This window comes from Amycolatopsis sp. WAC 04169 (assembly GCF_003947535.1).
In the GTDB taxonomy this organism is placed as follows: domain Bacteria; phylum Actinomycetota; class Actinomycetes; order Mycobacteriales; family Pseudonocardiaceae; genus Amycolatopsis; species Amycolatopsis keratiniphila.
This window is the reverse complement of the sequence record NZ_QHJI01000001.1, coordinates 615,108-627,234: the sequence shown is the minus strand read 5'-3', so window position 1 is coordinate 627,234 and position 12,127 is coordinate 615,108. Positions and strand designations below refer to the sequence as shown.

General features: G+C 70.1%; 12 protein-coding genes. 6 read left to right on the top strand and 6 right to left on the bottom strand.

The window, feature by feature from the left end; genetic code table 11:
* Nucleotides 1–45: 45 nt before the first annotated feature.
* Nucleotides 46–483 carry a hypothetical protein gene (locus DMC61_RS03000; protein ID WP_125686600.1) on the top strand — a complete coding sequence of 146 codons (438 nt, stop codon included), beginning with the start codon at nucleotides 46–48 and terminating at the stop codon, nucleotides 481–483.
* Here DMC61_RS03000 and DMC61_RS02995 read toward each other — a convergent pair.
* The 3 genes from DMC61_RS02995 to pheA form a co-directional block, all read right to left on the bottom strand.
* Nucleotides 480–1,130, bottom strand: a complete 651-nt coding sequence (locus DMC61_RS02995) for a DUF4232 domain-containing protein (protein WP_125686598.1) — start codon at nucleotides 1,128–1,130, stop codon at nucleotides 480–482. The genes DMC61_RS03000 and DMC61_RS02995 overlap by 4 nt on opposite strands.
* A gap of 208 nt (nucleotides 1,131–1,338) precedes the next feature.
* Nucleotides 1,339–1,959, bottom strand: a complete 621-nt coding sequence (locus tag DMC61_RS02990) for a histidine phosphatase family protein (protein WP_125686596.1) — start codon at nucleotides 1,957–1,959, stop codon at nucleotides 1,339–1,341.
* On the bottom strand, nucleotides 1,956–2,864 hold the full coding sequence (gene pheA, locus DMC61_RS02985) for a prephenate dehydratase (RefSeq protein WP_125686595.1): 909 nt from the start codon (nucleotides 2,862–2,864) through the stop codon (nucleotides 1,956–1,958). The genes DMC61_RS02990 and pheA overlap by 4 nt, the downstream gene beginning before the upstream one ends.
* 97 nt (nucleotides 2,865–2,961) lie before the next feature.
* Here pheA and DMC61_RS02980 point away from each other — a divergent pair, with 97 nt between their 5' ends.
* The 3 genes from DMC61_RS02980 (at nucleotide 2,962) to DMC61_RS41330 (ending at nucleotide 5,120) form a co-directional block, all read left to right on the top strand.
* Nucleotides 2,962–3,603, top strand: coding sequence for a macro domain-containing protein (locus DMC61_RS02980; protein ID WP_063275911.1), 642 nt, complete (start codon nucleotides 2,962–2,964; stop codon nucleotides 3,601–3,603).
* Between the two features lie 158 nt (nucleotides 3,604–3,761).
* The gene (gene coaA, locus DMC61_RS02975) at nucleotides 3,762–4,694 is read left to right on the top strand and encodes a type I pantothenate kinase (protein WP_016330627.1); all 933 of its coding nucleotides are present in this window, start codon (nucleotides 3,762–3,764) and stop codon (nucleotides 4,692–4,694) included.
* 255 nt (nucleotides 4,695–4,949) lie between these two features.
* Nucleotides 4,950–5,120 carry a hypothetical protein gene (locus tag DMC61_RS41330; RefSeq protein ID WP_167337755.1) on the top strand — a complete coding sequence of 57 codons (171 nt, stop codon included), beginning with the start codon at nucleotides 4,950–4,952 and terminating at the stop codon, nucleotides 5,118–5,120.
* An 11-nt stretch (nucleotides 5,121–5,131) separates the two neighbouring features.
* Here the strand turns inward: DMC61_RS41330 and DMC61_RS02970 are convergent, their stop codons facing one another.
* From DMC61_RS02970 to DMC61_RS02960, 3 genes are all read right to left on the bottom strand, one after another.
* Nucleotides 5,132–6,685: a DUF1841 family protein gene (locus DMC61_RS02970; RefSeq protein WP_125686593.1), complete on the bottom strand. Its 1,554-nt coding sequence runs from the start codon at nucleotides 6,683–6,685 to the stop codon at nucleotides 5,132–5,134.
* A 176-nt stretch (nucleotides 6,686–6,861) separates the two neighbouring features.
* Complete coding sequence (locus DMC61_RS02965; protein WP_125686591.1) at nucleotides 6,862–8,169, bottom strand: hypothetical protein; 1,308 nt, start codon at nucleotides 8,167–8,169, stop codon at nucleotides 6,862–6,864.
* Nucleotides 8,166–9,059 (bottom strand): nitrate- and nitrite sensing domain-containing protein, encoded by an 894-nt coding sequence (locus DMC61_RS02960; protein WP_125686589.1) that lies wholly within the window; start codon nucleotides 9,057–9,059, stop codon nucleotides 8,166–8,168. Before DMC61_RS02960 ends, DMC61_RS02965 begins: the two co-directional genes overlap by 4 nt.
* 150 nt (nucleotides 9,060–9,209) lie before the next feature.
* Between DMC61_RS02960 and DMC61_RS02955 the strand changes: the two genes are divergently transcribed.
* Together DMC61_RS02955 and DMC61_RS02950 are read left to right on the top strand one after the other, a co-directional pair.
* Complete coding sequence (locus DMC61_RS02955) at nucleotides 9,210–9,527, top strand: nucleotide pyrophosphohydrolase (RefSeq protein WP_125686587.1); 318 nt, start codon at nucleotides 9,210–9,212, stop codon at nucleotides 9,525–9,527.
* A 68-nt stretch (nucleotides 9,528–9,595) separates the two neighbouring features.
* A complete protein-coding gene (locus tag DMC61_RS02950) occupies nucleotides 9,596–12,118 on the top strand; it encodes a M14 family zinc carboxypeptidase (protein WP_125686585.1) in 2,523 nt (840 codons plus the stop codon).
* Nucleotides 12,119–12,127 lie beyond the last annotated feature (9 nt).

The window sequence follows — 12,127 nt, the reverse complement described above, 5'->3', positions numbered from 1 at the left end:
TGCTGAAATAGCCCATCACCGCCACGGGTGACGGGGAGGTCCGCGATGCAGCAGACACTGGTGCCGGAGGCCGGCGTGGGGACGACAGAACCTTCCAGACGCCCGCAAGTGCTCACCGCCGTCATCGGTTTCGTGATCGGTGGCGGTGTGATCGGCATGCTCTGGGCGCTCTCCGGCGTCAACGCGGGGGCACTCGAAGACGCGCAAGCAGCGTGCTCGGCGCTGGCCAGGGTCGGCACGATCCCCGACACCACCGATTCCGCGCCCGGCGAGCGGACCGTGGCCGTCCTGGCGCCCGAGGTCCTGCACCGGATGACGGCCGCCCGCGAACTCTCCGCCGCGGCGGCCGCCGCCAACGACACCTACCGGCCGCTGGCCGACCATATCGACGGTGTCAGCCGGATGGTGTTCAGCCTGCACTTCAACCAGATCTCGGGGCAGCGCCACCTCGCGCAGGCCGAACAGCTCTGCACGCAGCTCTAGCCCTTGTGGACGGTCTTGACCGTCAGCTGGTTGCCCGAGATCTTGCCGGTGCAGCCGAGTCCCTGCACCGCCAGGAAGTTCGACGCCGTCTCCTGCGGCAGGTACACGCGCAGGCCCCGGGTCTCGACCGGCTTGCAGACTTCCTCGGGGTAGTTGCGGACGTTCACGAAGCCGACGTCGGCGATCGCGCTCTCGCCGTTGGCCAGCTGGACCGGGCCGCCCTTGGTGCCGTCGCGGTACGCGGCCTCGCCGACCTGGTGGCCGTCGGCGCCCGTCACGTAGGAGACGCCGGGGAAGCCCTGGATGGTGCACGAGTTGCCACTCGTGTTGGTGATGACGAGCTTCCGGTACACCGTGCCCGCGGCGGCGTCACTGTCCTGGAGGGACAGTTTGACGTCGCCGGCCTTGCAGAGCCCGTCGTTCTTCGACGCCTGCGCGGGCGGCTGGACGGGCTGTGGAGCCGGGGCCGGAGCCGAAGAGGTCGCGCTGGGCGCCGCCGAGGTGTCCGGCACCGAACTCGACGGTGACGCGGACGTGTTCTGGGCGACGGGCACGTTCTCCGCACCGCACGCGCTGAGCATCAACAGCCCGGCGGTACCCGCGACGAGACCGCCGATGGAGATCAACTTCGAACGAACCATGGTCATTCGCCTCCCTGTATCCGGGTGACCCACCGTCCAGTAGACGTGTCGTCCGCCGACGAGGTTGCGCCCCACCGGTTAATTCCCCACAAGGTGTTAATAGATCTTGTGTGCTGTGTTCCCCGGTGGGGGTGGAGGCAAACGGGCTGAAAGGAGCCATACCCGCACGAGACGCGGTGAAGGACGCTTTCGCCCCGGGACCGGCGGTCCCTGGTCAGGGTTCGACGGAGGTTTCCGCCCAGGTGAGACAGGTCCAGCCGGCGGCGGTCCCGACGAGTTCGACGATGCCGGTGTTCGGGATGAGGCCCTGGTTGGCGATCTCGGCGGTCACGTTCCCGGCGAGCCATTCGCCGCCCAGCCGGATCGCGCCGCCGTGGCTCACCAGCACCACCGTGCCGTCGGGGTCGGCCTGCTCGTGCTTGGCGCGCAGCCGGGTGACCGCGTCGAGCAGCCGGGCGCGGACCTGCGCGCCGGTCTCGCCGCCGGGGATCGGCGGGTCGAGTTCGCCGAGCGTCCACCTGCGCACGACGCTCATGTACGTGGTGATCGAGTCCTTGTCCGTCTTGCCTTCGAGGTCGCCCGCGGCGACCTCGTGCACGCCGTCGAGGACCTGGACGTCGAGGCCGAGCTTGGCGGCCAGCGGCGCGGCGGTCTGCTGGGCGCGGATCGCCTGCGAGGCGTAGACGGCGACGATCGGCTCGCCGTGCAGCCGCGTCGCGAGGTCCCGCGCCTGCTCGCGGCCCAGCTCGGTGAGCGGCGGCCCCGGCAGCGCGGTGTCGAGCGCGCCGCGCACGTTGCCGTCGGTCTGGCCGTGGCGGACGAGGAGAAGTTTCACGCCTGTGCTCCCTTCCGTACCGACTGGACCCAGTCGATCGCGTCGGTGAAATCCTCGTTGGCGGCGCCCGGCTCGATCTCGGTCGTGCCGTTGTCCGCGCGCGGGTGGGAGCCGAGGAACCGCACGTTGCGGCACCGGCGGCGCAACGCGGCCAGCGCGTCGCCGATCCGGGGCTCGGCCACGTGCCCCTCGAAGTCGATGAAGAAGCGGTACTCGCCGAAGTTGTTCCTGGTCGGGCGCGCGTCCAGTTTGGTCAGGTTGATCCCGCGGACCGCCAGTTCGGTGAGCAGCTCCGCGAGGGCGCCGGTCCGGTTCGTGGCGGCGGCGACGATCGACGTGCGGTCGGCCCCGGTCGGTTCCGGCAGCTCTCCGGGGGCGCGGACCAGCAGGAACCGGGTCTTGGCGTCGCGGACGTCGGCGACCTCGGTGGCCCGCACCTCCAGCGGATAGTGCTCGACCGCGACCGGCGCGGTCACGGCCGCGTCGAACTCGCCCCCGGGCCGGGCGACCGCGGCCGCCGCCGTGGACGACGTCGCGACCGGATGCGCGCCGGGCAGGTTCGCCTCGACCCAGTGACGGACCTGCGCGAGCGCGTGCGGATGGCTCGCCACGGTGCGGATCTCGGTCGTCCCCGGCCGGGTCAGCACGCTGAAGTGGACGGGCAGCAGCACCTCCGCCACCGCGACCAGCGGCTCGGCCTCGCTCAGGCTGTCCAGGGTGGCGGTGACCGCGCCCTCCACCGAGTTCTCGATCGGGACACAGGCCGCGCCGGCCGCGCCCGAGCGCACCGCGGCCAGTGCCGCCGGGATGGTCTCCGCGGGGATCAGCTCCTCACCGGAGGCGAGCCGGCGCGCGGCCTGTTCGGTGAAGGTTCCCTGGGGGCCGAAGTAGGCGATCCGTGACACCCCGCCAGATTACGCACGGCGCGGGTGGCGACTTTCACTCGGACAGCCGGTACGCGCACCGGTTACGCCGGGTGGCTTTTTTTGCCATGCTTAGGGCGTGACCGCCGAACCGGGCACGCACACCGGCCACCAGGATGGCGGCTCCTCTTTCGCTCCCGTGCCGGACCATCCCACTCCGGAGCTGGTGCTGTGCGCCGTCGATGACCTGCTCGCCGAAGCCTGGACGACCGTCGCGGACACCGTGGACGGCCGGGTCTTCGTGCACCGCGGCTCCGTGCTCGACGTCGTCGCGCAGGCCGTCGTCAGTCCCGCGAACTCCTACGGCTGGATGCGTGGCGGCATCGACGCCGTCTACGCCCGCGCGTACCCCGGCGTCGAGCAGAACGTCCGCAGCGCGGTCCTCGCCTACCACGGCGGCGAGCTGCCGATCGGCGAAGCGGTGATCGTGCCGACCGGCGAGGCGGAGCCCGCCTGGCTGATCAGCGCGCCGACGATGCGGGAACCCGGCGAACGCCTCCCGCGCGACACCGTGCACCCGTACCTCGCCGCCCGCGCGGTGTTCCAGCAGTGGCGCGACGGCCGTCTCGACCAGGGCCGCGTCCGTGATCTCGTGCACACGATCGCGATGCCGGGGCTCGGTACCGGCGTCGGCGGGGTCGCCCCCGCCTCCTGCGCCCGGCAGGTCGCCGCGGCCTGGGACGAGGTCTTCACGCCCGGCCGTCCTCGTAACGGACGGTAGCGCCCCGAAGCGGGCTACATCACATCGCGGCGCGTTCACGAGCCGTAAGCCCTACCGTTAAAGCGGCTTCATCCGGTTCGAGGCACGTTCACCCGCCGAGAACTCGTCAACACGGTTTTTGTACGGCGCCAGCGCAGGCGACGGGCGAGGAGTGTGCGATGCCGCGGGTCCGTGAGCTCAGTCCCTACGTCGAGCTGCACCGTGAGCAGTGGCGCGAGTTGCGCAGGTCGACTCCCCTGCCGCTGACCGCCGCGGAACTGCTGCGGCTACGCGGTCTCGGTGAACAGGTCGACCTGACCGAGGTCGCCGAGGTCTACCTCCCGCTCTCCCGGCTGATCAATCTCCAGGTCGCCGCCCGGCAGCGGTTGTACGAAGCCACCACCACCTTCCTCGGTGAGGACAGCCGGGGCACCAAGGTGCCCTACATCATCGGCATCGCCGGGAGCGTCGCCGTCGGCAAGTCGACCACCGCCCGCATCCTGCGCACGCTGCTCGCCCGCTGGCCGGATCACCCCAGGGTCGACCTGGTCACCACCGACGGGTTCCTCTACCCGCGTGCCGAACTCGTCCGGCGCGGGATCATGCACCGCAAGGGCTTCCCGGAGAGCTACGACCGGCGGGCGCTGCTGCGGTTCGTCACCGAGGTGAAGTCCGGGGCCGAACGGGTCAGCGCGCCGGTGTACTCGCACCTCGCCTACGACATCCTTCCAGACGAGGAACAGGTCGTTCAGCAGCCCGACATCCTGATCCTCGAAGGGCTGAACGTCCTCCAGCCGGGCCCCCGGCTCACCGTCTCCGATCTGTTCGACTTCTCGATCTACGTCGACGCGCCGACGAGCGACATCGAACGCTGGTACATCGAGCGCTTCCTCAAGCTGCGGCACACCGCCTTCGCGGATCCCGCGTCGCACTTCCACCACTTCGCCGGCCTTCCGGACGACGAAGCCCGGGCCGAGGCGCGCCACCTGTGGCACACGATCAACGAGCCGAACCTGATGGAGAACATCAAACCGACACGGCCGCGGGCGACGCTCGTGCTCCGCAAGGACGCCGACCACACGATCAACCGGGTCCGGCTGCGCAAGCTCTGATCGACACACCCCGTAACCGCACGATCGCGGGTCCCGCCGTTCCCTCACAAGCAGGAGCCTTCGCACCACCAGCGAGCTGTTGACGCCCTCTCGTCGCGCACCGCTGTCATGGAGCGGGTTTCCTCGGCCGATCGGCCGATCCACGCTCAGTACGTGTAACCGGTTGGCCGATACCGGCTACCGCCCCCCACAGCGACCCTTGTGTCAGGGGAACGAAAGGTCTCGAAAGGGCCTTGAGCAGGGAGGAGGGTCACGATGTTCTCGCTCATCCTGACCTGGGTCGGCTCGATTCTCGGACTCGCACTCCTGGTGGCCATGGCCGCCGGCGCCTTCGTCGTCGACTTCGACGACGCCCGAGGGGACCGGCGCCGGAAGAAGCCCCAAGTCGCCGAGACCAAGGGCTCCCCCGCGGCTCCGCTGAGCTGAGCCTCCGGCGCTCAGAGTTCGTCGAGCGCCTTCCGGTAGTCGTCGACGTCGTAGTCCATCTCGTGTTCGCCCGCTTCGGTGAGCTGGGCGGACAGCGCTTCGATGAGGCGGTCGAAGATCTCCTCACGCTCCTGCCCGGTCTCGCTCAGCCGCCGCACGGCCTGCCAGACCTCGGCGGGCTCGTCGTCCCAGAGCTGGTCGACGATCGTGGTCTTGAGCGCGAGCCGCATCCTCGGCTCGCCGTCGAAGGTCTCCTCGGCCAGCGCCTCGTGGTACTCGGGGTGCTCGCCGATCACCAGCAGGCGGCGCTGCTCGGGGTCGGCGGGCTCGAGTTCCAGCTCCTCGTCGCCGATCTCCGCGTAGACCGTCGGGACGGCGAACATCCGGCGCGCCAGCGCGTCCGCGAGTTCCGCCGGGTCCTCGATGCCTTCCGAGCCGTCGAAGTAGACGTCCAGCGCCGAGTCCTCGTCCTGCGCGAACTCCTCAAGGAACTCGGTCGCGCTCTCCAGCAGCGCCACCCGCGCGGCCTCGGGCAGCCCGGCGCGGTCGGCGGCCCAGGTGACCCAGCCGAGCAGGGCGGGCTCCAGCGCGTCCTCGTAGGCCTCGTCGACCTCGAACTCGCCGTCCAGCAGCGACTCGAGGAACCGGGCGAGCTTCTCGGGCCCGACCCGCAGCGGGCTGCCCGGCTCGGTCTCGCAGCCGTAGTCGACGAGCAGGCGCGCGTAGAACCGCGTCGCGTCCGTGTCCTCCACGAGTCCGGCGCCGATGAAGTCGGCGACGACCTCTTCGCGGACCTGCTCGGGCCATTCGGAGATCTCGGGCGACGGTTCCGGCGCGGGCATCGCTCGGATCCAGGCCAGCGCGAGCGCGTGGAACCGCGCGTAATCCTCGCTGACGTCGGGTTCTTCGACGACGTCCGTCGCGGCGAGGCCGTCCGCGAGCAGCTGGTGCGCGCGCTCGGGCAGCACGCGCTCCAGCGTGACCAGGTCCGGGTCGTCGGCGGCCTGCTGGCGCATCTCGGCCAGTACGTCCTGCGGCTTGTCGACCACGACGACGTCGCGGATCCGGCCGCCCTCGGTGAAGTCGACCAGCGCGAGCAGACCGTGCTCGACACCGCCGCGGGAGAAGACGCAGAGCAGGGAGGACTCGTCACCGAAGACGTCGCCGGTCCGCCAGCAGTCCCCCACGGTCACCGCGGCGAGGTCCCCGGCCCACTCCGGCTCCGGGATCCCGCGGCCCAGCACGGTGGCGAGCGCCGAAGCGGCCGCCTCGCGCTCCTCCTCGGTCTCGGCGAAGACGCGCAATCCGGCGAGCAGCGCGGCCGCGGCGGGGGTGATCTTCCGCTCGGCGAACGCGATGAGCTCCAGGCCCAGCGGCGTCTCGTCCTCCTCGACCTCGATGTCCCACCACTGGCCGAGCACCTCGGACGTCAGCAGCTCGACGTCGAGCACCTCGGGTTCGGCGCCAAGGGTCGAGAAGTCCCGGAGGACGTCCTTGAAGAGGCCCGTCACACTCGGGGTGGAGGGCTGGGCTGCCTTCTTGCGGGCACGGCTGACCGGACTCATGGCGACATGTTTTCACGCGGACCCGATCGGGCTCGTCGCGGTGGTCCCGGGCGCGGAACACGGGTCCCGTCCGCGGGGAGGACGCGGGCGGAAACCGGTTACAGGACCACCGCGACTTCGACCTTCTTCGCCGGGTTTCCTCGGTTCACCCGAATAACGACGGCCGACGGCCGCGGTTACGCGCCGACCGGTTTGGGAATCGCGATTCTCGCCGCCTTGACCTCGGCGATCAGCCGGGTCTTGCGTTTGTGTATTTCCACCAATGTGCCGAGGTACGAGCTGAATTCTTCGGCCATACCGGCCTTTTTGTGCACCGTGCGCAGTTTGCGCAGTTGCCGGGCGGCCTCGCGGTAGGAGTTCGGGTCTTTCCGCGTGATCAATTCTTCGACATGGTCCCGGTACACGGGAATGGTTTCGGCCGGATGGGCGGCGGAACGCACGTCCGCGAGTTCGACACGCACCGGCAAAGAGGCCGCGAACCGCACCGCCGCCCGCCATGCTTCATCGGCACGATCTTCGCCGAGCAACGCACGGACGAGTTCGTCGGCCGCCGGGGTGCTCCCGGCGGCGAGTTCACGCAGACGGGCCAGCGCGGTCTTCCGCTGGGCGACCCATCGCCCCGTTTCCAGCGACTCCTCGCGCAGGGCGAGGTAGGTGGCGGCGGTGGGATTCTCGTCGAACTCCTTACGCGACAAAGGATCTTTTTCCGCCTGAGGCGCTTCTTCCTTCTTGTCGTGGGTGAGTGCCCGGGCCGCGTGCGCGATGGCCTCGCTGTGCCGTCCCGCCGCGCGCAGGACGCGCACGATCTTGAGGCTGACGTCCACCCGCGGCGGTTTGGCGGCGAGGATCGCGACGAGCGCGTCGACGTCGCCGGACACCTCCGCCAGCTCCTCGCGCAGCCGCTCGGCCGTCTCGCGTTTCGCCCCGGACGGCTGCTCCGCCAGCACCTTGTCCACAGTGGACTGGATCCGCGCGATCCCCTTTTCCCCCAAGGCGGAGGCGAAGTCGGCCAGCTCGATGGCGGGCCAGCCGGGTCCGTCGAACTCGACTTCGAGGATCCAGGCGGCCAGGCTTTCGGGATCCGGCGGGCGGGCCACACAGGCCCGCGCGTACAGCTCGACGGCCCGGTCCAGCCGGTCCGCGACCTCGCCCGAGGTGTCGTCGATCTGCTCCAGCATCTCGCTGATGTCGTCCACGGTCCGGCGGGCGAGCGGTGCGAGGTCGGCCCGGCTGCCGGCGTCGAGAAGCCGCTGAAGCGTGTCGAGGACGGAGCCGACCTTCGCGGCGTATTCGACGTTGCCCGCCAGCACGGCGGTGTCGAGGAGGCGGTGCGCCTCGGCGACGTCACTCCCCTGGGTGGCGAAACGGTTCTCCAGAGCCTGCCGTAACTCAGGGTCACGCTCGGCCTGGGCGTGCAGCAGGTCCGCCAGCGTTTCCGCGTCCAAAGTACGCAGGTAGGGGCGCAGATCCGTCGGGGAACTCACCCGGACAAGTCTGCCCGACCGCTTCGCCGACTCGTGTGGGCCAACAGCGTGCTCTTTTCGGCGTAATCGCTCACCAGGTGTGACCAGGTCAGTGGCACCGCGTCGAGCCGGGACGGACAGCGGATGACCGGGATGGGGAGCCGCTTGGCCAGCTGCATGACGATCGCCATCACCACCACCGCGAGCAGCGAAATCGCCGCGGCGGCGGCGAGGGCGCCGCTCAGCACCCGGCGTCCGCCGTCGATCGCGAGCTGCGCCGAGTATTCGATCTGGCGTGCGGCGAGATCGCCGAGGGTCCGGCCGACGACGCCGGCCGCGACACGCCAGGCGTCCTGGCCGACGAGCGGTGGCGTGGCCGCGCTCAACGCGGTTTCGACCGCGCCGAACCGGCTCCAGTCCACGCTCCCGACGAGTTCGCGGTAGGTCCGTTGGCTACTTTCCGTCAGCTTTCCGGCGACGGCGTCGAGCCTGGACCGGTAAGCGCCCACGGCCGCGGCGTAGTCGCGCCGTCCCTCGTCGTCGATCCCGGCGACCGCGAGCGAATCGCTGCGGTCCATGCCTTCGACGGCGGTGAGCAGTTCGACGGCGATCGTCTGCTGAAAGCCGACTTCGGCGTCCGGCGCGGCCCGCGCGACCTCGCGCAAGGAGGAAAGCGAAGTGTCGATGCGGTCGGCGTACGCGGTGTACGTGGCAGAGCGGCTGCCCGGCGCCCGCAACGCGACCGCCCGCTCCCGCTGCAGCGACGCGATCCCCCGGCTCGCTTCGGCCAGGGTGATCGCCCCGCTCTCGGCGTCGTCGCGGTCCTGGATGGCCTGCTGGACGAGGAATCCGCCGATGAACAACGCGACGAGCACCAAGGCCGCGCTCGGCACGAACGCGATGGAGAGCATGCGAGAGCGAAGGCTTCGCTGGTACGTCAAGACTTTCCTTCCGGATCGTTCCCCGACGCCCAGCGACGCTATGCAAGTTGCAAATTGCACGTCAACGCTCGTCCGCCATACGGCCGTTAGCGCACCGTGACGATCTGGTAGGCACGGCACGTGACTCTCGACGACCTCAACCAGCGCCTCCGCGACTTCGCCGCGGCACGGGCCTGGGAACCGTTCCACACCCCGAAGAACCTGGTCATGGCGCTGGCCGGCGAAGTCGGCGAGCTGACTTCGCTGTTCCAGTGGCTCACCCCGGAGGAATCGGCGAAGTGGCGCTCCGATCCCGAGTTGGCGCACAACGTCGTCGACGAGATCGCCGACGTCACGCTGTATCTCCTCCAGCTGGCGAACAGCCTCGGAGTGGACCTGATCGAGGCGGCCAACGCCAAGATCGATCGGAACGAGCACCGGTTCCCGGCGCCCGGTTAGCCGCCTTTCGGGTCTTGTGGGGCGTTCGTTCGGCGGAAACACTGTGCCGACGTCCCTGGAGGTGGCCCTTGTCGCGTTCGGCTCGCACCGTGTTCCTGGCCCTGATGCTGTCACTGAGCGCGGTCGCCGCGCCGGCGTACGCGGCGCCGCCGCCGACGGCGCCGCATCGCGATCCCGGCAACGGGCCGGAGCGCAACGAGGTGGCCGCGACCGACCCGCCGATGAGCGTCGCGCGGGCCGCGGCGGGCGAGAACGTCGCGGGTGACCATTCGGGGTATCCGCGCAAGACGAAGCTGCGCGTGTATCCGGAGAACACGGCCGACAAGTCGATCAAGCTCGGGCTGGCGCCGTATCACGCGATCGCGCCGAAGCTGAACGCGTTGCAGGCGCGCAGTGACCGGATCTCGGTCGAGATCGCCGGGCAGTCCGGGCTGGGCCGCGACCTCTACCTGGTGACGCTGACCGCGCCGGAGAGCCGGTCCGAGACGCGACGGCAGGACGCCTGGCGGTCGCTGATCGAGAACGATCCGGCGCGGGCCGCGCGCGACCCGTTCCTGCGCCACGGTTACAAGGCGCCGGTGTGGATCAACAACAACATCCACGGCAACGAATGGGAAGGCACCGACGGCGCGCTCCGCGTCATCGAGAAGCTGGCGACGTCGAACGACCCCAAGACCGTCGAACTGCTGAAGCGGAACCGCTTCTACTTCAACGTCACGGCCAATCCGGACGGCCGCGTCGCCGGCACGCGGCAGACGTCGCAGGGTTTCGACCCCAACCGCGATTTCGTCACCGCGTCGCAGCCGGAGGTGCGGGCCATGCGCGGGATCGCGATCGGCAAGCAGCCGCTGATGATGCTGGACGAACACGGCTACGTCGCGAACACGCTGATCGAGCCGACCACGCCGCCGCACGGCCAGAACTACGACTTCGACCTCTACATCAAGCACGGATACGCCAACGGGCTCGGCATGGAGCAGGCGGTCAAGGCGCTCGGACGCCCGGAGACGGCGAAGCCGGAGATCCCGTTCCGCGACTACGACCCCGGCAGCTGGGACGGCTGGGCGCCGATCTACACCGCCCAGTACGCGATGTACCACGGCGCGGTGTCATTCACGATCGAAATCCCGATGCGAGTGAACAACGCGGACTACGAAAACCAGCCGGTGGCGGAACTCCAGCGGCGCGCGGTGATCAACACCGAGGTCGTCGAGGCCACCATCGGCAGCACGCTGGGCTACGTCGACCGCAACCGCGGCGAGCTCATCGCGAACCAGATCGAGATGTTCCGCCGCGGCACGGCCGGTGAAGCGCAGCGCGAGATCCCCGACGGGTTCGTGCCCGGCTTCGGGCCGGAAGACCGCTACCGCACGGAGTTCCCGCGGGCGTACGTCATCCCCGCCGGGGCGGACCAGCGTTCGGCCGTCGCCGCTTCCCGGCTGGTCGACCATCTGGTGGCCAACGACGTCCGGGTCCGGCAGGCCGATCGCCCGTTCTCGCTGGCGGGCCGCCGCTACCCGGCCGGTTCGTACCTGGTCGACATGCACCAGCCGAAACGCGGGCTGGCGAACGTGATGCTGGAGCAGGGCAGCGACATCTCGGCGAAGGTGCCGGTCATGTACGACATCTCCGGCTGGAGCCATCGCCTGCTCTGGGGCGCGTCGGTCGACATCGTGAAGCAGGGCAGGCTCGACGTCCGTGCGCACGACGTCGTCGCGGCGTCGCCGACCGGCGGCGTCGACGCCGCTCCCGGCCGGGACCTCGCGCTGAAGCTGGTCGATGCCAAGGACGTCAGTGCCGTCAACGACCTGCTGAACCGGGGCCTCGCCCTCGGCCGCACGGACGACGGCACGATCGTCGTCCCCGCGTCGGCCCGCCCGGCCGCCGCCGAGGTGGCGGACCGCTACGGCGTCCGGTTCACCGAGGCACGCGGGACGGCGACCCCGCTGAGCCGCAAGACGATCGCGGCCGCCGTCGGGGCGGACGAGCTGAAAGCGCTGCGGGACATGGGCTTCGACGTGCGGCCGGTGTCGGCGGCGGTGCTCAACGCGGGCTTCGACTGGTCCAGGGTGGACCTGCTGTTCGTCTCATCGGGACTGCGGTACACCGACCTCACTCCGGCCGCGAAGGACGCTTTGCGCGCCTTCCTCGCTCGCGGCGGCGTCGTCACCCGCGGTGCCACGGGCGCGCGGTTCAACACCGACGCGGGGCTTCTCGAAGCTCGTCCGGTGGCGGGCTGGGAGGACGGGAACGGCGTCGTTTCGGTCGTCAACGGGACCGGCCCGGTGGGTGCCGGCGCGCTGCCGGACTCGTTCGTCTACGGGCCGTTCTGGTTCACCGATCTCGGTTCCTCGGTCACCGTCGAGCAGCGCTACGCGAACGGGAATCCCCTGGTCGCGGGGCATTGGCGCACCCGGGACGACGGGACCGGCGGGCCATTGGAGGCGGCGGGCCAGGCGGCCGTCGTGTCCGGGACCACGGGGCTCGGCGGGCGGGCGGTGCTGTTCGGCACCGAACCGCTGTTCCGCGATCACCCGAAGGGCTTGTACTCGCAGGTGGCCAAGGCGGTTTACTGGGCGGCCTCGAAGTAACGTGGGGGT

What these genes read in the sequence shown, in the direction of transcription:
- DMC61_RS02995 (WP_125686598.1), bottom strand. Translation starts at nt 1,130, where the DNA reads ATGACCATGGTTCGTTCGAAGTTGATCTCCATCGGCGGTCTCGTCGCG.
- DMC61_RS41330 (WP_167337755.1), top strand. Translation starts at nt 4,950, where the DNA reads ATGTTCTCGCTCATCCTGACCTGGGTCGGCTCGATTCTCGGACTCGCA.
- DMC61_RS02960 (WP_125686589.1), bottom strand. Translation starts at nt 9,059, where the DNA reads ATGCTCTCCATCGCGTTCGTGCCGAGCGCGGCCTTGGTGCTCGTCGCG.
- coaA (WP_016330627.1), top strand. Translation starts at nt 3,762, where the DNA reads ATGCCGCGGGTCCGTGAGCTCAGTCCCTACGTCGAGCTGCACCGTGAG.
- DMC61_RS02970 (WP_125686593.1), bottom strand. Translation starts at nt 6,685, where the DNA reads ATGAGTCCGGTCAGCCGTGCCCGCAAGAAGGCAGCCCAGCCCTCCACC.
- DMC61_RS03000 (WP_125686600.1), top strand. Translation starts at nt 46, where the DNA reads ATGCAGCAGACACTGGTGCCGGAGGCCGGCGTGGGGACGACAGAACCT.